Source organism: Staphylococcus sp. HMSC062H10 (genome assembly GCF_001836945.1).
In the GTDB taxonomy this organism is placed as follows: domain Bacteria; phylum Bacillota; class Bacilli; order Staphylococcales; family Staphylococcaceae; genus Staphylococcus; species Staphylococcus aureus.
In genome coordinates this window covers 1-21457 of record NZ_KV830972.1, presented here as the reverse complement: position 1 = coordinate 21457, position 21457 = coordinate 1, and the positions used below count along the sequence as shown (strand labels likewise).

Annotated in this window: 22 protein-coding genes; 7 read left to right on the top strand and 15 right to left on the bottom strand. The window is 32.6% G+C overall.

Going from position 1 to position 21457, the window contains the following annotated elements:
* Positions 1-125: 125 nt before the first annotated feature.
* Positions 126-1973, bottom strand: coding sequence for a translational GTPase TypA (typA, locus tag HMPREF2658_RS02745; RefSeq protein WP_000182654.1), 1848 nt, complete (start codon positions 1971-1973; stop codon positions 126-128).
* A gap of 101 nt (positions 1974-2074) precedes the next feature.
* On the opposite strand from typA, the gene HMPREF2658_RS02740 reads away from it, so the two are divergent.
* Positions 2075-2266, top strand: a complete 192-nt coding sequence (locus HMPREF2658_RS02740) for a DUF5325 family protein (protein WP_000810619.1) — start codon at positions 2075-2077, stop codon at positions 2264-2266.
* A gap of 153 nt (positions 2267-2419) precedes the next feature.
* On the opposite strand, the gene HMPREF2658_RS02735 is transcribed toward HMPREF2658_RS02740, so the two are convergent.
* Positions 2420-3247 (bottom strand): inositol monophosphatase family protein, encoded by an 828-nt coding sequence (locus HMPREF2658_RS02735; protein ID WP_001240314.1) that lies wholly within the window; start codon positions 3245-3247, stop codon positions 2420-2422.
* A gap of 156 nt (positions 3248-3403) precedes the next feature.
* Here HMPREF2658_RS02735 and HMPREF2658_RS02730 point away from each other — a divergent pair, with 156 nt between their 5' ends.
* Together HMPREF2658_RS02730 and HMPREF2658_RS02725 are read left to right on the top strand one after the other, a co-directional pair.
* Positions 3404-4018 carry a YktB family protein gene (locus HMPREF2658_RS02730; protein WP_000170607.1) on the top strand — a complete coding sequence of 205 codons (615 nt, stop codon included), beginning with the start codon at positions 3404-3406 and terminating at the stop codon, positions 4016-4018.
* Positions 4019-4200: 182 nt separating this feature from the next.
* Complete coding sequence (locus tag HMPREF2658_RS02725; protein WP_001060850.1) at positions 4201-5553, top strand: Nramp family divalent metal transporter; 1353 nt, start codon at positions 4201-4203, stop codon at positions 5551-5553.
* A gap of 81 nt (positions 5554-5634) precedes the next feature.
* On the opposite strand, the gene HMPREF2658_RS02720 is transcribed toward HMPREF2658_RS02725, so the two are convergent.
* The 13 genes from HMPREF2658_RS02720 to HMPREF2658_RS02660 form a co-directional block, all read right to left on the bottom strand.
* The gene (locus tag HMPREF2658_RS02720) at positions 5635-6054 is read right to left on the bottom strand and encodes a DUF4064 domain-containing protein (protein ID WP_001080470.1); all 420 of its coding nucleotides are present in this window, start codon (positions 6052-6054) and stop codon (positions 5635-5637) included.
* Between the two features lie 282 nt (positions 6055-6336).
* Entirely contained in the window at positions 6337-7356 is a 1020-nt protein-coding gene (auxB, locus tag HMPREF2658_RS02715; RefSeq protein ID WP_000145492.1) for a lipoteichoic acid stability factor AuxB, read from the bottom strand.
* A gap of 73 nt (positions 7357-7429) precedes the next feature.
* Complete coding sequence (locus HMPREF2658_RS02710) at positions 7430-8503, bottom strand: ABC transporter substrate-binding protein (protein ID WP_000819678.1); 1074 nt, start codon at positions 8501-8503, stop codon at positions 7430-7432.
* Entirely contained in the window at positions 8503-9312 is an 810-nt protein-coding gene (locus HMPREF2658_RS02705; protein WP_000872390.1) for an ABC transporter permease, read from the bottom strand. The genes HMPREF2658_RS02710 and HMPREF2658_RS02705 overlap by 1 nt, the downstream gene beginning before the upstream one ends.
* Positions 9313-9317: 5 nt before the next feature.
* Positions 9318-10115: an ABC transporter permease gene (locus tag HMPREF2658_RS02700; protein ID WP_001246557.1), complete on the bottom strand. Its 798-nt coding sequence runs from the start codon at positions 10113-10115 to the stop codon at positions 9318-9320.
* Positions 10108-11202, bottom strand: coding sequence for an ABC transporter ATP-binding protein (locus tag HMPREF2658_RS02695; RefSeq protein WP_000433547.1), 1095 nt, complete (start codon positions 11200-11202; stop codon positions 10108-10110). The genes HMPREF2658_RS02700 and HMPREF2658_RS02695 overlap by 8 nt, the downstream gene beginning before the upstream one ends.
* Positions 11203-11214: 12 nt before the next feature.
* On the bottom strand, positions 11215-11754 hold the full coding sequence (locus HMPREF2658_RS02690; RefSeq protein ID WP_001020625.1) for a helix-turn-helix domain-containing protein: 540 nt from the start codon (positions 11752-11754) through the stop codon (positions 11215-11217).
* Positions 11755-11897: 143 nt separating this feature from the next.
* Entirely contained in the window at positions 11898-12173 is a 276-nt protein-coding gene (locus HMPREF2658_RS02685; RefSeq protein ID WP_000455589.1) for a UPF0223 family protein, read from the bottom strand.
* 168 nt (positions 12174-12341) lie between these two features.
* Positions 12342-13748, bottom strand: coding sequence for a dihydrolipoyl dehydrogenase (gene lpdA / locus HMPREF2658_RS02680; RefSeq protein ID WP_000260117.1), 1407 nt, complete (start codon positions 13746-13748; stop codon positions 12342-12344).
* A gap of 3 nt (positions 13749-13751) precedes the next feature.
* Positions 13752-15044: a dihydrolipoamide acetyltransferase family protein gene (locus tag HMPREF2658_RS02675; protein ID WP_000863447.1), complete on the bottom strand. Its 1293-nt coding sequence runs from the start codon at positions 15042-15044 to the stop codon at positions 13752-13754.
* Positions 15045-15134: 90 nt separating this feature from the next.
* Positions 15135-16112 (bottom strand): alpha-ketoacid dehydrogenase subunit beta, encoded by a 978-nt coding sequence (locus tag HMPREF2658_RS02670; RefSeq protein WP_000068176.1) that lies wholly within the window; start codon positions 16110-16112, stop codon positions 15135-15137.
* A 3-nt stretch (positions 16113-16115) separates the two neighbouring features.
* A complete protein-coding gene (gene pdhA, locus HMPREF2658_RS02665) occupies positions 16116-17228 on the bottom strand; it encodes a pyruvate dehydrogenase (acetyl-transferring) E1 component subunit alpha (RefSeq protein WP_000035326.1) in 1113 nt (370 codons plus the stop codon).
* Between the two features lie 170 nt (positions 17229-17398).
* A complete protein-coding gene (locus tag HMPREF2658_RS02660) occupies positions 17399-18025 on the bottom strand; it encodes a YkyA family protein (RefSeq protein ID WP_000668339.1) in 627 nt (208 codons plus the stop codon).
* A gap of 365 nt (positions 18026-18390) precedes the next feature.
* Between HMPREF2658_RS02660 and def the strand changes: the two genes are divergently transcribed.
* From def to rnjA, 4 genes are all read left to right on the top strand, one after another.
* Entirely contained in the window at positions 18391-18942 is a 552-nt protein-coding gene (gene def, locus HMPREF2658_RS02655) for a peptide deformylase (protein ID WP_000957036.1), read from the top strand.
* A gap of 330 nt (positions 18943-19272) precedes the next feature.
* Positions 19273-19395, top strand: a complete 123-nt coding sequence (locus HMPREF2658_RS02650; protein WP_031785455.1) for a hypothetical protein — start codon at positions 19273-19275, stop codon at positions 19393-19395.
* Positions 19396-19423: 28 nt separating this feature from the next.
* Positions 19424-19642 carry a DNA-dependent RNA polymerase subunit epsilon gene (locus tag HMPREF2658_RS02645; RefSeq protein ID WP_000257888.1) on the top strand — a complete coding sequence of 73 codons (219 nt, stop codon included), beginning with the start codon at positions 19424-19426 and terminating at the stop codon, positions 19640-19642.
* On the top strand, positions 19642-21339 hold the full coding sequence (rnjA, locus tag HMPREF2658_RS02640; protein ID WP_000811375.1) for a ribonuclease J1: 1698 nt from the start codon (positions 19642-19644) through the stop codon (positions 21337-21339). Before HMPREF2658_RS02645 ends, rnjA begins: the two co-directional genes overlap by 1 nt.
* Positions 21340-21457: the final 118 nt, after the last annotated feature.

Sequence of the window (21457 nt, the reverse complement as noted above, 5' to 3'; positions counted from 1 at the left end):
AGTTAGAAATTTGAAAATGTGAAAGCAACAGGAACTGATAGCATTTAAACACTTTTTCAAATATTATATGCCAAAAGAGAAGCTAAGCAACTTTCATCGCTCAGCTTCTCTTTTAATATGTTAAATTATTCGTTTTCTTGCATCATTTGTTTAATACGCTTTGCTTCTTTTTCACGAACATTTTTGTTTAAAATTTTCTTTCTTAAACGTATGCTTTCTGGTGTAACCTCAACAAGTTCATCATCATTAATGAATTGTAATGCTTCTTCCAATGTTAGAATACGTGGTCTATTCATTGTTTGTGTTTGGTCTTTCGTTGCAGAACGTACGTTAGTTTGATGTTTTGTTTTAGTGATGTTAACAGTTAAATCATTTTCACGATTATGTTCACCAACAATCATACCTTCATAAACTTCAGTACCAGGTTCCATGAAGTTTACACCTCTATCTTCAAGTCCTAAAATGGCATAAGTACTTGCAGAACCTTGATCCATTGAAATTAACGCACCATTACGACGACCGCCAATTTGTGCTTTAATACGTGGTCTAAATTCTTCAAATGTATGGTTAATAATACCGTAACCTCTTGTCATTGACATAAATTCAGTCGTATAACCAATCATACCACGAGCCGGTACATTAAAGATTAAACGTGTAAGTCCATTATCAGTTGTAGTCATATCAACCATTTCACCTTTACGTGCACCTAATGATTCAATAACCGCACCTGCATTTTCTTGTGGCACTTCACATTGCACACGTTCAAATGGTTCACACATTACACCATCAATTTCTTTAATAATTACTTGTGGTTTTGAAACTTGTAATTCATAACCTTCACGACGCATATTTTCAATAAGGATTGATAAATGCAATTCACCTCGACCAGCAACTACCCATGTATCTGGAGAATCTGTGTTAGATACTTTCAAAGATACATCTGTTTCTAATTGTTGATTTAAACGTTCTTGAATTTGACGCGCTGTTACAAAGTCACCTTCACGGCCAGCAAATGGTGAATTGTTAACTTTAAATGTCATTTCAAGAGTAGGCTCATCAATACGTAGAACTGGCAATGCTTCTTGATGGTCATGTGGTGTTACAGTTTCACCAACATTAATGTCTTCCATACCTGAAACAGCAATTAAATCTCCAGCTTGTGCTTCTTCAATTTCTAAACGTTTTAATCCAAAGTAACCAAAGATTTTAGTTACTCGGAAGTTTTTCACTGTACCGTCTAATTTAATTAGTGATACATTATCTCCGACACGCATTTTACCTCTGAATACACGACCAATACCAATACGTCCAACATAATCATTGTAGTCCAACAATGCTACTTGGAATTGTAATGGCTCATCACTGTTATCAATTGGAGCTGGTACATAATCAATAATTGTTTCATATAATGATTGTAAATTATCATCTTGTTTTTCAGGATCTAAGCTAGCTGTACCATTTACTGCTGAAGCATAAACAACAGGGAATTCTAATTGTTCATCGTTTGCTTCTAATTCAATAAATAAATCTAAAACTTCATCTACAACACCCTCTGGACGTGCTGATGGTTTATCAATTTTATTAACAACAACAACAGGTTTCAGATTTTGTTCTAGCGCTTTTTTAAGTACAAAACGTGTTTGAGGCATTGTACCTTCATACGCATCTACTACTAAGACAACCCCATCAACCATTTTCATAATACGTTCTACTTCTCCACCAAAGTCTGCATGTCCTGGTGTATCCAAAATATTAATACGTGTACCTTTATAATCAACAGCCGTATTTTTGGCTAGAATCGTAATTCCACGCTCTCTTTCGATATCGTTAGAGTCCATTGCACGTTCATCGACATGTTCATTTTCTCTGAATATACCAGATTGTTTTAACAACTCATCTACTAAAGTTGTTTTACCATGGTCAACGTGAGCAATAATTGCTATATTGCGGACATCTTCTCTTTTATTAGTCATATAAATAGTTTCCTTCTTTCTTAAGTAAAATCCCACTTTTAATTACAACTTTTTTATTATATCATATAATTGAGAAAAGATAAGCAAAAGGTGGGGATAGGATGAAACAAAAAAAATCTAAAAATATCTTTTGGGTATTTTCTATATTAGCTGTTATTTTCTTAGTATTATTTAGTTTTGCTGTTGGTGCATCAAATGTACCAATGATGATTTTAACATTTATATTACTCGTTGCAACCTTTGGAATTGGATTTACTACGAAGAAAAAATATCGAGAAAACGATTGGCTATAAGTTATATCGACAATAACACGCGTTGATTAAAGACCACACATGTTCATGATGAACATTTAAATGGTTTTATATTGGCGCGTGTTTTTATTATTTAAGATATAAAAACGTAATATGTCACCTAATTGTTAGGACTACATATTACGCTTTTGGTAATTATTTTGATTTTCTTTTAAATCGTTGTTCATGTAATTGTATTAACGCATCGCGATGTGGCTCTAAATATACATCGAGGATCTCTCTATGAACACCACGATTACCAACTAAAACTGAGTTTGGGCCACCAATTGTTAGCGGTTCACCTAATAAATTAGAAGCTTGACCGTCCACCTCATTTAAAATGACTAGTCCGCCAGCAAAATCCCATGGTTGAAGTCTTGGCGTCATATATGCTTCTAAATTACCTGTAGCAACTGAAACAATTTCAAGCGCTGCACTACCATATGCCCTTGCACTTCTAGAATCATTAACAATTTCTTTAAAAATCTCTCCTAGCACAGGTTTCGTCAACCAATTCGGATTGATCCCAATAATGCTTTGTCTTAGATTTGAACTGCGTAATGGTTCTAATCGCTGGTTGCCTCGAAATGCACCTTCACCGACTTTTGCATGATATAAGACATCAGCCATCACATCATATACAAATCCTGCATAAGGTTTACCATCGATATAAATACCAATTGAAATCGCGAAATTTTCTTGTTGATGAACAAAATTCAATGTACCGTCTATTGGGTCAACAACCCATACCGTACCTTTGGAAGTATCGATGTCATGACCATGCCCTTCTTCACCTAATACTTGATGATTGGGATATGTTTCTAAAATTGTATCAAAAATAAAATCTTCTGTTGCTTTATCTACATTTGTAACAAGGTCATTCGGATTTGACTTTGTTTCAATTGTTAAATTTTGCTCCATCAATTGTTTAATTCTAATTCCTGCTTCTTGAATAAGTCCTTGGGCAAATCCATAAAGTGCCATAACATCATCTCCTAACATCTTTATTATACATCAACATTTTATAAAAATAACTTCTTATGATAAAAATGAAAATACTAATTTTAATGAGAGCGTCTTAATCCGCAATTGATAAAACATATGCTACAATATTTTTAAACACTATACAGGAGGTACTCTATGACAAAATATACATTTAAACCTAAAGATTTCAAAGCGTTCAACGTAGAAGGCTTAGACGCACGAATGGAAGCTTTAAACGAATACATACGACCACAACTCCATGAATTAGGAGGATATTTTAGTGACTTCTTTACAAGTCAAACCGGTGAAACATTTTATCCTCACGTAGCAAAACATGCTAGAAGAAGTGTGAATCCTCCTAAAGATACATGGGTTGCTTTTGCTACAAGCAAACGAGGTTATAAAATGTTACCTCATTTCCAAATTGGTATGTTTGAAGATCAACTGTTTGTTATGTTTGGAATCATGCATGAAGCAAAAGATAAAGCAACACGTGCAAAAGTTTTTGAAAGAAAATTCAAAGCTATTCAACAATTACCTGATGATTATCGTGTTTGCTTAGATCATATGAAACCTGATAAACCATTTATTAAAGATTTAACGGATGATGATTTAAAAGAAGCGATACAAAGAGCCATCAATGTGAAAAAAGGTGAATTCTTTATAGCGCGTGCAATCACACCACAAGATAAAAGATTAAAAAGTGACAAAGCATTTATTGCATTTTTAGAAGAAACCTTCGATCAGTTCTTACCATTTTATTCTGCATAAATAACTTTGTTTAAATAATAGAGCACGTAATCACAGCCATGATTTCGTGCTCTTTTTTCTTACCATTAAATCGAACATTCAAAATAATAATTCATACTTTTAAAAAAATAAAATAAATTTAGGTTGACCTAAACATTTTATTAGGTTATTATATTGTCCATAAGAAGTAGAGGTGAGTCAAAATGAATAATAAACGACATTCAACAAATGAACAATTAAGTTTAGACGAAATAAACAATACAATTAAATTCGATCATCGCAGTTCAAATAAACAGAAATTTTTATCATTTCTTGGTCCTGGGTTATTAGTCGCTGTTGGTTACATGGATCCCGGAAACTGGATAACATCAATGCAAGGTGGCGCGCAATATGGCTATACTTTGCTATTCGTAATTCTTATTTCAAGTTTATCAGCAATGTTACTTCAAAGCATGACAGTGAGATTAGGAATAGCAACAGGTATGGACTTAGCTCAAATGACACGACATTATTTATCAAGACCTATTGCTATTATCTTTTGGATTATTGCAGAACTAGCAATTATCGCCACAGATATTGCTGAAGTTATTGGTAGTGCTATTGCTCTCAATCTCCTATTTAACATACCTTTAATCGTCGGTGCACTAATAACTGTACTTGATGTATTTTTACTACTATTTATAATGAAATATGGTTTTAGAAAAATTGAAGCTATTGTTGGTACATTAATTTTCACAGTGTTATTCATCTTTATATTTGAAGTCTATATTTCATCACCACAGTTGAACGCTGTGTTATATGGATTTATACCACATAGTGAAATCATTACAAATAACGGCATTCTCTATATTGCATTAGGTATTATTGGTGCAACAATTATGCCTCATAATTTGTACTTACATTCATCAATTGTACAATCTAGAACATACTCAAGACATAATAATGAAGAAAAGGCGCAAGCGATTAAATTTGCTACGATAGATTCGAACATTCAGCTATCAATCGCATTTGTAGTCAATTGCTTATTATTAGTGTTAGGAGCATCACTATTTTTCAACTCAAACGCTGACGATTTAGGTGGTTTCTATGATTTATATCATGCCTTAAAAACTGAACCTGTACTGGGTGCAACAATGGGTGCAATCATGAGTACATTATTTGCAGTTGCATTATTAGCGTCAGGTCAAAATTCAACGATTACTGGTACTTTAGCAGGACAAATTGTAATGGAAGGATTTTTAAGATTACACATACCAAATTGGTTAAGACGTTTAATTACACGTTCCCTTGCTGTCATTCCTGTTATCGTATGTTTAATCATTTTTAAGGGTAATGCAGCTAAAATTGAGCAGCTACTTGTATTCTCTCAAGTATTCTTAAGTATTGCTCTGCCGTTCTGTTTAATTCCATTACAATTAGCTACTAGTAATAAAGACTTGATGGGACCTTTCTATAATAAAACATGGGTTAATATCATTTCATGGACACTTATTATTATTCTAAGTATTTTAAATATCTATTTAATCGTTCAAACATTCCAAGAACTACAAGGTTAAAAATAAAACCATTAAAATGTTAGTTGTATCTAATAATTAACAACTTAACATATTAATGGTTTTTCTTTTGCTATGAACATATTAATGATAAATATACTCATCGTCCTTATGTGTAGTTTCTTTTGATTCTTTTTTAGAAATCAACATAATCATCACGATAATCCATAAGACAATTGCAATTAAATTAAAAGCCATCAAACTTACAATTATCGTGATAACAAAAAGTATAACCGATAATTTTCTACGCCCTTTAATACAAATTGTCGCAAATATACCATAAAGTGTTGAAATTAATAAAATAATTGCTAATGCACCTATTGTTGTCTGAAGCATATCTAAAGAAACTTTGCCACCGTTCTGAGATAATTGCTTCGCTAATTCTTCACGTTGTGATGCATTACCAGTTTTTAAAGAAAAATAGGATAGCCCCATAACTAATAAATAAATAATACTAATACTATTTGCAATCCAAGCCATGATTAATTCAGGTTTTCTATTCATCTTAAAATCCTTTCTTTGTTTAATATTTTAATAAGTATACTACGAGCCAATAGATATACGCACATTAATTTACTTGTATATTAACATATTTTTTATCTAATTTTTATAATAAACATCTGAATTCAGATTGATGGTAATTTAGCTGTATGGTAAAGAGAAATCGTCATTTAAAATTATGACACCTAAACACTTTAATTAAACGTTATCGATAATTAACCTCATATAAAAACCCAGATTAATAAGCAAAAGACCTCTACTTACTAATCTGGGTACCATCAATATTTATTCTTGCTCTTTTTTGTCCTTAACTTCACTTGAATTGCGTTCTTCAGAAATATCATTGTTGTAAATTTGACGTCGCTCTTCAAAATTCATTCGACGTTGACTAACTGCGCTAGGTTGATTTTTCCTACGTTCTTTCATTCGTTGGTTATAAGCTTTACGTTTTTCTTTTTTCTTAGCTTTAATTTCAGCTTTTTCTCTCTTTTGTTGTGCTTTCAATTCTTTTGGATCAACTTCAGGTTCTGCATAATAACCATCATCTTCAATACCTAGTTCTTCAGTACTTTTTTGTTTGTATTTAGCCTGTCTGGATAATACTGATGGTTCTTCCTCAATACGTTCATCATGATTATATTCACTTTCAACTGCACGTTTAGGAAATTGATCATATTTATCTCTTTCCTGTTCTTGATCATATACAGTGTTTGATTTATCCAATTCTTTTTCATATTTAGGCACATCATAATAATCATCTTTCGGTTGTTGACGCTCGTACACAGGTTCACGATAATCATATACCGGTTCGTTGTAACCTTCATAATATTGAGGTCCAACCAATTCAACTTTATCTTTCCTAATAAACATCATCATCGCGATAATAAAGAATAAAATCGGAATAATTAATGTAACGATAAGTAGTACTAACGGAATCGTTACAAAAGCTGATATTAAGAATAAAAAGCCTGATAAGATTCTTATATTCATAGAAATGAGAGCTAAAAACGAAATCAATAAACACACAATAAAGTATACAATAATAGCCCAAATACCATTTTGTAACCAAATAACAAATTGGGTTGTATTATAACCATTACCAGCTAATAATTGCTGGATAAATGCATTATTGTTTAATGTATTTTCAAGATTAGCAATCGATGTGTTATTACTAAACGAAACAAGCGCTATAAACATCGTAATGACGGTAAGCACTAATAACATAACCCAACAAAGCCAACCTAGAACTTTTTCAGTTAATCTACTTACTGGACGTTTAATTTGAGTAAATTGTTCTCCAGTCATTCGTTACAACTCCTTATAGTACTTATCCAGTTATTATAACTAAATATACAGTAAATAACTACTATTTATGTTTTTATTTTAGTGACATTTTGAAATTCAAAAAGTTTTCGTTATATTCGCTTAAAACTTCTTGTCCTAAATCTTTATACACTTCAAGTCGTTTTTGTTCTTCCTTTGTAGGATAGAAACGATGGTCGTCTTTAATCTCTTTAGGCAACAATTGTCGAGCAGCCTTGTTTGGCGTTGCATAGCCTACGAATTCAGTATTTTGCTTGTTATTTTTAGCATCTAATAAAAAATTCATAAATTTATATGCACCCTCTTTATTTTGTGCCGTTTTCGGAATTACCATATTGTCGAACCATAAATTCGATCCTTCTTTAGGAATAACATAGTTATATTTATCCCCTTCTTGCACTAGAGGTGCTGCAACACCACTCCAAACAACCGCAATGTTACCTTCATTTTGTTCAAGCATCATGGTAATTTCATCACCTACGACACCTCTTACTTGTGGTGCTAATTTAGTTAAATCTCGCTCTGCTTCTTTTAAATGGTGCGAATTACGGTCATTAAGATTATACCCAAGTTTATTCAAACTCATGCCTATAATCTCTCTAGCACCGTCAACTAGTAAAATTTGGTTTTTAAATTTAGGATTATACAATGACTTCCAACTATCAAATGATTCATTTGGATACTTTTCTTTATTATATAAAATACCTACAGTTCCAAAGAAATAAGGTAAAGAATATTTATTGCCTTTATCAAATGACATATTCATATAATCTGAATCTAAATTTTTAATATTAGGTACTTTATTATGATCTATTGGTAACAATAAATGATCTCTTTTCAATTTTTGAACTGTATATTCACTAGGAAAAGCAACATCATAATGTGTACCGCCATTGCGAATTTTGGCTTCCATCGCTTCGTTTGAATCGAAAGTTTCATAAACGACCTGTATGCCCGTTTCTTTTTCAAATTTCTTAATTAACTCTGGATCAATATATTCGCCCCAATTGTATACGTAAATTTTTTGATTTGTATGCACTTGTTCTTTAGATTTAAACCAATGACTTAAAGTAAGACAAAGCATACCCACAACTAATGCACCTATAATGAGTTGTAAAAAACGTTTCATTATTTTACACCTCGCTTGATTAGTTTTTTCTTATTTATCACGTATTGAATCAAATAATATCCTAGTATTCCTAATACAATAACAGCAAACAATAATGTTGAAATCGCATTAATTTCCATACTAATTCCTTTTCTCGCCATAGCATAAACTTCAACTGATAACACACTAAAGCCATTACCAGTAACGAAGAAACTTACTGTGAAATCGTCTAGTGAATAAGTTAAAGCCATAAAGAACCCTCCTATAATAGAAGGTAAAATATTAGGAATAATAATGTTGCTTAATAATTGTGGTTCAGTCGCTCCTAAATCTCTTGCAGCATTTAACATATTATTATTCATTTCATACAGTTGTGGTAAGACGATAATCACAACTATAGGTATGCAAAATGCAATATGAGATATTAGAACTGTCCAAAATCCTAAACCAAGACCAGTAAAATGGCCAATCGTTGTAAACATAATTAAGAATGATGCGCCTATGACAACGTCGGATGATACCATCAAGACATTATTCAATGTTAGTAAAGTTACTTTAAACTTTTTATTTCTTAAATAATAAATAGCAATGGCACCAAATGTACCAATAACTGTAGAAATTGAGGCTGCTAAAAGTGCTACAGCTATCGTATTAAAAATGACCGACATTAAATGATCATTTTGAAATAATGATTGATAATGCTCTAATGTAAAATGTTCAAAGTGAATCATATTACCAGCCGAATTGAATGAATAAAACATTAAAAAGAATATTGGGATGTATAAAATCGCTAAAAGTATCCCGATATACAGTTTTCCATACCATTTCATATGACTCACCCTCTCCCATTAGATGATTTTGTAATGATTAAAATGAATGCCATAAATACAATTAAGAATAAAGCTATAGTTGATCCCATACCATAATTTTGAATTGTTAAAAATTGCTCCTCTATTGCCGTACCTATATTTATGACTTTATTACCTGCAATTAATCTTGTAATCATAAATAATGAAAGTGATGGAATAAAGGTTACTTGAATCCCAGTCATAACACCTTCTTTTGTTAACGGCATGATTACTTTTCTAAAAGTATAGAAAGGACTAGCACCTAAATCACTTGAGGCCTGCAATAAATTATTAGGAATTGCTTTCATGCTATTAAATATAGGTAAAATCATAAATGGTATATAAATATAACTTGCCACTACTAAAAACGCACCAGTTGTAAATAATAAATTGAATGATGGTAAATTAAATAAGTGGAAAAATTGATTAATCACGCCATCGTGACTTAATAAACCTATAAAAGCATATGTCTTTAACAATAAATTTATCCATGTTGGAATAATCATTATCATTAATAAGATATTTTGAAATTTCGAGCGAGTAATATAATAGGCAGCTGGATAACTGATAGCCAACGTAATAATTGTTATTAAAGCGGCATATAAAATTGAATATGCAAACATTTTTAAATATTTTGTAGTAAAAATTTGTTGATAATTCGTGAAACTAAAATGTCCATTGATATCTAAAAATGAAAAATAAATGAGTAATACAACTGGTACAATAATAAATATAACCATCCATAATAAATACGGGATTAAGAGAAATTTATTAGTATTACGCATTGTCTACTTCCTCATAGCTTTCAATACGTTTATCAAACTCTTCTTCTGTTTCTCCAGGAACCATAATATGAATGGCTTCAGGATCAAAATAAAGACCAACTTCACTGCCTACTTCAGCTTTTTTAGTCGTTTGTATTACCCATTCATAACCTTTATTGTCTATACAACATATTTCATAGTGGACCCCTCTAAATAACATAGAATCAACAGTTGCTTTAAATAATCCTTCTTCTGCTTTGATTAATGATATATCTTCTGGTCGAATAACGACTTCTACTTTTTTATTTTCAGGAATACCCATATCGACACATTCGAAATCTTGCCCATAAATATTCACGACATAATCTCTAACCATGCGCCCTTCAACAATATTAGATTCTCCAATAAAATCAGCTACAAATCGATTCACTGGTTCGTCATATATATCTGTTGGTGTACCAAATTGTTGAATTTTCCCATCTTTTAATACAAAAAGAAAGTCACTTAGTGCTAACGCTTCTTCTTGATCATGTGTTACAAATATAAATGTAATACCTAATCTAGATTGCAATTCCCTTAATTCATATTGCATATCAGTACGCAATTTCAAATCTAATGCGGATAAAGATTCATCTAACAATAATATTTCTGGTTCATTTACGATAGCACGTGCAATTGCAACACGTTGCTTTTGTCCGCCACTCATTTCATTAATATTTCTTTTTTCATAACCTGAAAGCTTAACTAATTTTAATGCCTCAGTTACTTTTTGATCAATTTCGGTTTTTGATAATTTTTTTAATTTCAAACCGAAAGCGATATTATCATAGACGTTTAAGTGTGGAAATAATGCATAATCTTGAAAGACTGTATTCACTTTACGTTTATTTGGTGGTAAATTACCAATTGGTTTGTTTTGATAAATCACTTCACCACTATCAGGATATTCAAACCCTGCAATTAATTTTAAAATTGTTGTTTTACCACAACCTGAAGGACCTAATAATGTATAAAAGTATCCTGATTCAATATCAATATCTATGTCATCTAAGATATTAAGATCATCATAGCTTTTACTAACTGATTTTAATGATAATAACGGTTCCAAATAAGATCCCCCCTATAAATATGAAGCTGTCGCTACAATAAGTATTCGTGTTTCATTGTTTGATTCATTTGACAAACGATGATTATCTCGTGCTTTAAAATACAAAACGTCTTCTTCTTGTGCTTGATATATCTCTTTGCCTAAATTAAGTGTTATCTGACCTGACATACAATAAATAAACGTATCAGACTCTGATGGATTAAAGTTTTTATATGATGCGCCAGGCTTTAATGTTAGTATTAATGGTTCCATATCATATTCATTAGACTTTGATACTAACCAATTTAATATATAACCTTCATCATACTCATCATAAATAACTTGTTCTTCCTTCTTGTATAATACTTTTTCATTTTCACTGTCTTTAAAAAATTCACTTGGCGTCGTTCCTAACACCTCTATAATATTTAAGAAAGTTTCCATACTTGGCGACGCATGTTCACTTTCTATTTGTGAAATGTAGCCTTTCGATAAGTCTGTACGTTCAGCAAGTTCTTCTTGCGTTAAATTTTTAATTCTTCTAAGATTTTTAATTTTATTACCTATGTTCATTTATTTTTCCACCTAAAAAAGCTATATTAAGTTTACTTTTATCAAACATTTTGTTTAACACTTGATAAAGGTATCAAAATATAGCTTTATTAGCAATATTTTTAAAGAAAAAATCCTATTAAATTGTGTTAATTTCGAACGAATTATTTTTTAGCTGTTACTCTTTGTTCTTCAGAGTGAGTTTTTACATCTTGAACTGCTTTGTAACTATTATAGCCACTACTTTTTTCGAAAGTATTAAAAATTTGTTTTTCCTCTGCTTTAGCAGGCACAATTTCTTTAAATCTTTTATATGCATCCATAAAGTCTCCTGCCGTCACGCCGGATTCATAATACTTCTCTACATGATTAAAGAAATTTATCACTGAAATCATCTCTTCATTACTCCAGTCTAAATCAATTGGATACTCATATTCCATTGTTGAACCCTCCATTTCAATTCTTTTGTTAGCATCGCTAGTATAACATGCATGTCACATGTTAACGATATCTCAAATCAATTTCCTTACACTACTTTACCTAAAACAAAAAAGCCGTAGCATATGCTACAGCTTTTTAATGACTGAATCTTTATAGATAATCAGTTATTACATTGTATGGATTGGGTATCCGATAGCTTTTTCAGCTGCTTCCATAGTCATCTCACCTAATGTTGGATGTGCATGGATTGTTAATGCGATATCTTCAGCATTCATACCAGCTTCAATTGCTAAACCTAATTCAGAGATAATATCTGATGCACCAGTACCAACTACTTGAGCACCGATTAAAGTATCATCTTCTTTAAGTGTAATAAGTTTAACAAATCCGTTAGTATCGTCTAATGATAATGCACGACCATTTGCTGCATATGGGAATTTAGAAGCTTTAATTGCTAAACCTTCTTCTTTAGCTTGCGCTTCTGAATAACCAACTGTAGCTAATTCAGGTTCAGTAAAGCATACTGCTGGCATACCAATGTAATCAACTTCAGCAGCTTGACCATCAATTGCTTCAGCAGCAACTTTAGCTTCATAGCTAGCTTTGTGAGCAAGTGGTAAACCTGGAACGATATCACCAATTGCATAGATATTGCTGATAGACGTACGGCTTTGTTTATCAACTTCTAATAATCCACGGTCAGCGAATTTAACACCTAATTCTTCTAGGCCTAATTCGTCTGTGTTTGGACGACGACCTACAGTTACTAATACATAATCAGCTTCGATTGTTTTCTCTTCGCCTTTAGCTTCATAAGTGACTTTAACTCCGTTATCTGTTTCTTCAGCTGATTTAGCCATAGCTTCAGTAACGATTTCAACACCTTTTTCTTTCATACCTTTTTTAACAGGTTGTGTCATTTGTTTTTCGAAGCCACCTAAGATATCTTTAGCACCTTCAAGGATTGTTACTTCTGAACCAAAGTTAGCAAATGCTGTACCTAATTCTGATCCAATATATCCTCCACCAACTACAACTAATTTACCTGGTACTTCTTGTAAGTTTAAAGCACCTGTTGAGTCGATAACACGTTTACCGAATTTGAAATTAGGAATTTCAATTGGTCTTGAACCTGTTGCAATGATTGCATTTTTAAAGTTGTATGTTTGTGCGCTCTTTTCGTCCATAACACGTAAGCTATTGTTATCTACGAAATATGCTTCACCTTTAACGATGTTTACTTTGTTACCTTTAAGTAAGCCTTCAACACCACCAGTTAATTTATTAACAACTGATGATTTGAATTCTTGAACTTTTTGGAAGTTTAAAGAAACACTTTCAGCAATAACACCTAAGTTTTCAGAATGTTGTGCTTCAACAAAACGGTGAGAAGCATGTAGTAATGCTTTTGAAGGAATACATCCTACGTTTAAGCAAACACCACCAAGATTACCTTTCTCAACGATTGTTACTTTTTGTCCTAATTGAGCTGCACGGATTGCAGCAACGTATCCACCAGGACCTGCTCCGATTACTATAGTATCTGTTTCAATTGGAAAATCTCCAACTACCATGTTTTACCCCTCCATTAATAATAATTCTGGATTATTTAATAAACGTTTAATGTGATTCATTGCATTTTGGCCAGTTGCACCATCAATTTGTCTGTGGTCAAAGCTTAATGATAATGCTAATACTGGTGCTGCAACAATTTCTCCATCTTTAACGATAGGTTTTTGAGCAATACGGCCAATTCCTAAGATTGCTACTTCTGGGTGATTGATAACTGGAGTGAACCATTGTCCACCAGCTGAACCGATATTACTGATTGTGCATGTTGCACCTTTCATTTCATCGGCTGTTAATTTACCATCACGTGCTTTAACAGCTAATTCGTTAATTTCATCAGAAATTTGGAAAATAGATTTACGGTCAGCATGTTTCACTACAGGTACTAATAAACCTCTATCAGTGTCCGCCGCAATACCGATATTCCAGTAATGTTTATGCACAATTTCACCAGCTTCTTCATTGAATGAAGTATTAAGTGCTGGGTATTTTTTCAATGCAGAAACAAGTGCTTTAACAACATATGGTAAGAACGTTAACTTAGTACCTTGTTCAGCTGCGATTTCTTTAAATTTCTTACGGTGATCCCATAATGCTTGAACATCAATTTCATCCATTAATGTTACATGAGGTGCAGTATGCTTAGAGTTAACCATTGCTTTCGCAATTGCTCTACGCATAGCAGGGATTTTTTCAGTTGTTTCTGGGAAGTCGCCTTCTAATGATACTGCTGCAGGTGCTGCAGGAGTTTCAGCAACTTCTTCATTTGAAGCTGAAGCAGCTGATTCATTTGAAGCTGTTGGTGCACCACCATTTAAGTATGCATCTACATCTTCTTTTGTAATACGACCATTTTTACCAGATCCTGAAACTGCTTTAATGTTAACACCTTTTTCACGTGCGTATTTACGTACTGAAGGCATTGCTTTAACAGTTCTGTTTTCATCTACTTCTTCAGTTTGAGTAGCTACAGGTGTTTGCTCTGCTGGCGCTTCCTCTTTCGCAGGTTCTTCTTTAGATGATGAATCATCATCATGACCTTTAAATTGCATATCTTCTGCATCAGGTGCATCGATTTTAACAATAACGTCACCAACTACAGCTACTGTACCTTCTTCTACCATAACTTCTTCAACAGTACCAGATACTGGTGATGGGATTTCTACTACTGATTTATCGTTTTGTACCTCAGCTAAAACATCGTCTTCTTCAATAGTATCTCCAGCTTTAACAAACCATTTTACAATTTCACCTTCGTGGATACCTTCCCCGATATCGGGTAATCTAAATTCAAATGCCACGTTTTTGCCCTCCTAAGATTTCGTAAATTAAACATTTCATTTTAATCAATGAGACTAAAATACGCTAACTTCGTTAACTTTTAAAATGTATTAAAATTCTAAAGTTTCTTTTGCTTTTTCGATGATGTCATTTTTGTTTGGTAACCAAACATTTTCAGCTTGAGTGAATGGATAAATTGTATCTGCTGCTGCAACTCTTCCAATAGGTGCTTCTAATGAAAGGATTGCACGTTCACTTAATTCAGCTACAACTGCTGCACCAACACCAGCTTGACGTTGAGCTTCTTGAACTACAACTGCACGACCAGTTTTTTCAACTGAAGCTACAATTGTGTCAACATCGATTGGTTGAACAGTACGTAAGTCAATTACTTCAACAGAATAACCATCTTTTTCAAGTTCTTCTGCAGCTTTCATTGATTCTTGAACCATTGCACCGTATGTGATGATTGAAATGTCATTACCTTCTTTTTTCACATTAGCCTTACCAATGTCAATTGTATATTCTTCTTCAGGTACTTCTTCACGGAATGAACGATACAATTTCATATGCTCTAAGTATACGACTGGGTCATTACTTCTAATAGAAGAAATTAATAAACCTTTCGCATCGTATGGGCCTGAAGGAATAACAACCTTTAGACCTGGAGATTGAGCTAAAATACCTTCTAAGTTGTCTGCGTGCAATTCAGGTGTGTGTACGCCACCACCAAATGGGCTACGAATTGTTACAGGTGCAGTTTTAGTACCGCCTGAACGGAAACGAGTACGTGCAATTTGTCCAGCAATCGCATCAAATACTTCAAATACGAAACCTAAGAATTGTACTTCCATAACCGGACGGAATCCTTCAACTGCAAGACCCATTGCTAAACCACCAATACCTGATTCAGCTAAAGGTGTATCGAATACTCTATCTTCACCAAATTCTTTTTGTAGTCCTTCAGTAACACGGAAAACACCGCCGTTAACACCAACGTCTTCACCAAAAATTAAAACATCTTGGTCATTTTTAAGTTCAGTTTTAAGCGCATCATTAATCGCTTGAACCATTGTCATTTGTGCCATGGCTTACTTCGACTCCTTCTCTTTGTAAATTTCATATTGTTCTGCTAAGTTTTGAGGCATATCTTCATACATAATTTCCATTAGAGAAGTAACAGTTTGTTTTTCAGTGTTATCAGCCTCTTTAATTGCTGCTTTAATATCAGCTTTTGCACGTTCAATAACTTCATTTTCTTTGTTTTCATTCCATAAACCTTTGTTTTCAAGGAATTTACGGAAACGCACTAATGGGTCTTTTTTCTCCCATTCAGCATCTTCGTCTGAAGTTCTGTAACGAGTTGGATCGTCACCAGCCATTGTATGAGGACCGTAACGATATGTCATAGTTTCAATTAATGTTGGACCTTCACCTGCAACAGCGCGGTCACGTGCTTCTTTAGTTGCTTGATATACAGCTAACGCATCCATACCATCAACTTGGATACCAGGAATACCTACAGCAATTGCTTTTTGAGCTAATGTTTCAGCAGCAGTTTGCTTGCTTCTTGGTGTTGAAATTGCATAGTTATTGTTTTGAATAACGAAAATTGCAGGTGCTTTATAAGCTGCTGCAAAGTTAATACCTTCGTAGAAATCACCTTGTGAAGAACCACCGTCACCAGTGTAAGTGATTGCAACTGCATTTTTACCACGTTTTTTAAGTGCAAATGCAACGCCAGCAGTTTGAATGTATTGTGCACCGATAATAATTTGTGGGCTTAATGCATTAACACCTTCAGGGAATTGATTCCCTTTGAAGTGACCTCTTGAGAATAAGAAAGCTTCAGTTAATGGTAAACCATGCCAAATAATTTGAGGAACATCTCTGTATCCTGGTAAAATGTAATCTTCTTTTTCTAAAGCGTATTGTGACGCTAATTGTGATGCTTCTTGACCAGCAGTTGGTGCATAGAAACCTAAACGTCCTTGTCTGTTTAATGAGATAGAACGTTGATCAAGGATACGAGTCCATACCATTCTTTCCATTAATTCTACTAATTGTTCATCCGTAAGATCAGGTACTAAGTCTTCATTTACGACGTTACCATTCTCATCCAAAATTTGAACCATTTCAAATTTCGATTGAGTATCATTTAAAACTTTTACTGCATCGAATTGGGCTTGTAACTTAGGAGCCATTCAATTCACCATACCTTTCCCATAATTGTATAGAAATTCATTTTATCCTTACTAATTGTACCACAAATAAATGGGACTGTTAAACCATTTGAAAAAGTTCTGTTTTAATAAAAAAAGATACAGATAACAGGAACTGTATTAGTTGTTTCCTACCATCTGTATCATATTAATTATTTAAATTGATCAACGTCTTGCTTTTCTTTACCAACCTTATTTAGTACTTTCGTATACTTATCTGATACTTCTTTTAACTTTTTATAGTTCTGTTCTATTGCTTTTGATTTTTCATTAACACCTTGTTGTGTCGCATCATTTTGATTTAAATATTTAAATAATGTTTTTTCTGAGTTTACAGCCTTTTTATATGCTTTCGCGTAATCACTGTGCAACTTATATTTTTCTTTTAATACATCATCTAATTGTTTTACTTCTTTACGTTTAACATCATTATCAATATTATCAACGTGACTTTTTGCTTTCTTAAAGTCTTGTTCAGACTTCTTAATTGCGTCTTCTTCTTTTTCAAATTCCTTTAGACGATCATCGGCATTTTTAATTAAGTCTTTTACTGCTTTACCGCGAACTGCTGTATCTTTACTATTGACATCTTCAGTTAATTTTTTCTTTTTCTCATCTAATTCAGCAATTTTCTTACCAACAGTTTTAATTGGTTCTTCATCGTCTTTAATTTTATCCACTTGCTTTAAATATGCCTTAATTTCTTTTTTATCCGTAGTACATCCTGCAAGCAAGACACTAGATGCTAATACTACTGCGATTGTTTTTCCAAATTTCATTACTTGTACCTCCACTTGCTATTTAAATTAAATGATAAATAAAATCTGCTTGGAAATCAATTTTAAACAATTACTTTATACATCTTCATTACTAAGTATATCTGTTGACAGTTACGTCATTTATAATATAATTTTTAAAGTCAAGATGATAAATAAATTTCTAAAGTATCATTGCTTGAAATCAACACTTTAATCATTTTTTTAAGCAATTAGCATATCTGAAAATTTACATATACTATCTAAAATAAACATTGGCAGTAGTTGGTTAACTTTGTACATATTTACACATAAAAATGTATGAGTATCTTAACAACCTTTTTACTGTCATTCAACTAAAACAAATTAAAATAAGGAAGGTGCAATATATGTTAACAATGAAAGACATCATTAGAGATGGTCATCCAACTTTGCGTCAAAAAGCAGCTGAGCTAGAATTACCATTAACTAAAGAAGAAAAAGAAACATTAATCGCCATGAGAGAGTTTTTAGTAAATAGTCAAGATGAGGAAATCGCGAAACGATACGGTTTACGTTCAGGTGTTGGTTTGGCTGCTCCTCAAATCAATATTTCTAAACGTATGATTGCTGTTTTAATACCAGATGATGGCAGTGGCAAATCTTATGACTATATGCTTGTGAACCCCAAAATTGTAAGTCATAGCGTTCAAGAAGCCTATTTACCAACTGGTGAAGGTTGCCTTAGTGTCGATGATAATGTTGCTGGTCTAGTTCATCGCCATAATAGAATTACAATTAAAGCCAAAGACATCGAAGGTAATGATATACAATTACGTCTAAAAGGATATCCAGCAATTGTTTTCCAACATGAAATTGACCATTTAAATGGTGTAATGTTCTATGATCACATTGACAAAGATCACCCATTACAACCACATACAGATGCTGTAGAAGTTTAAAACACATTTTTACTAACTATCAAAGCTTAGGATAAATATGATGTCCTAAGCTTTTTCTTGTACAACTTTTTCAAATAGACAACAGTTAAATATATTCACCTTTCTACCAAACTTTTTATCCCCTCATTTAAACTTTATCGTTTCATATAAAATCCTTTAATTCTTTCTTAACATTAATTTATAATCTCTACATTTATTTTAATAAACAGAACTACACATTTATTCGAAATACTTAGATTTCTAGTGAGATAAACTGCTTTATTTATTATCATTCATCATGTAAAATAAGATTTAACTGAAATTTTAGTGTTATTTCACTAATTTTTTAAAATGAACGACATGATGAACCTAGTTATTAACCGAATCGTTATTAAGTTACATTATAGAGATGATTGGAATGAATTTATCGATATATACTCCAATACGATTTTACTAGGGTTAACAATAAATTAAACAAACATTCTTAGGAGGAATTTTTAACATGGCAGTATTTAAAGTTTTTTATCAACATAACAGAGACGAGGTAATTGTGCGTGAAAATACACAATCACTTTATGTTGAAGCTCAAACAGAAGAACAAGTACGTCGTTACTTGAAAGATCGTAATTTTAATATTGAATTTATCACTAAATTAGAGGGCGCACATTTAGATTACGAAAAAGAAAACTCAGAACACTTTAATGTGGAGATTGCTAAATAATGAAACAATTACATCCAAATGAAGTAGGTGTATATGCACTTGGAGGTCTAGGTGAAATCGGTAAAAATACTTATGCAGTTGAGTATAAAGACGAAATTGTCATTATCGATGCAGGTATCAAATTCCCTGATGATAACTTATTAGGGATTGATTATGTTATACCTGACTACACATATCTAGTTCAAAACCAAGATAAAATTGTTGGCCTATTTATAACACATGGTCACGAAGACCATATAGGCGGTGTGCCCTTCCTATTAAAACAACTTAATATACCTATTTATGGTGGTCCTTTAGCATTAGGTTTAATCCGTAATAAACTTGAAGAACATCATTTATTACGTACTGCTAAACTAAATGAAATCAATGAGGACAGTGTGATTAAATCTAAGCACTTTACGATTTCTTTCTACTTAACTACGCATAGTATTCCTGAAACTTATGGCGTCATCGTAGATACACCTGAAGGAAAAGTAGTTCATACCGGTGACTTTAAATTTGATTTTACACCTGTAGGCAAACCAGCAAACATTGCTAAAATGGCTCAATTAGGCGAAGAAGGCGTTCTATGTTTACTTTCAGACTCAACAAATTCACTTGTGCCTGATTTTACTTTAAGCGAACGTGAAGTTGGTCAAAACGTAGATAAGATCTTCCGTAATTGTAAAGGTCGTATTATATTCGCTACCTTCGCTTCTAATATTTACCGAGTTCAACAAGCAGTTGAAGCTGCTATCAAAAATAACCGTAAAATTGTTACGTTCGGTCGTTCGATGGAAAACAATATTAAAATCGGTATGGAACTTGGTTATATTAAAGCACCACCTGAAACATTTATTGAACCTAATAAAATTAATACCGTACCGAAGCATGAGTTATTGATACTATGTACTGGTTCTCAAGGTGAACCAATGGCAGCATTATCTAGAATTGCTAATGGTACGCATAAGCAAATTAAAATTATACCTGAAGATACCGTTGTATTTAGTTCATCACCTATCCCAGGTAATACAAAAAGTATTAACAGAACGATTAATTCCTTGTATAAAGCTGGTGCAGATGTTATCCACAGCAAGATTTCTAACATCCATACTTCAGGGCATGGTTCTCAAGGTGATCAACAATTAATGCTTCGATTAATCAAGCCGAAATATTTCTTACCAATTCATGGTGAATACCGTATGTTAAAAGCACATGGTGAGACTGGTGTTGAATGCGGCGTTGAAGAAGATAATGTCTTCATCTTTGATATCGGAGATGTCTTAGCTTTAACACACGATTCAGCACGTAAAGCTGGTCGCATTCCATCTGGTAATGTACTTGTTGATGGTAGTGGTATCGGTGATATTGGTAATGTTGTAATAAGAGACCGTAAGCTATTATCTGAAGAAGGTTTAGTTATCGTTGTTGTTAGTATTGATTTTAATACAAATAAATTACTTTCTGGTCCAGACATTATTTCTCGAGGATTTGTATATATGAGAGAATCAGGACAATTAATTTATGATGCACAACGCAAAATCAAAACTGATGTTATTAGTAAGTTAAATCAAAATAAAGATATTCAATGGCATCAGATTAAATCTTCTATCATTGAAACATTACAACCTTATTTATTTGAAAAAACAGCTAGAAAACCAATGATTTTACCAGTCATTATGAAGGTAAATGAACAAAAAGAATCAAACAATAAATAATCAAAAAGCTACTAACTTTGAAGTGAAGTTTTAATTAAACTCACCACACATTGTTAGTAGCTTTTTCTTTATATATGATGAGCTTGAGACATAAATCAATGTTCAATGCTCTACAAAG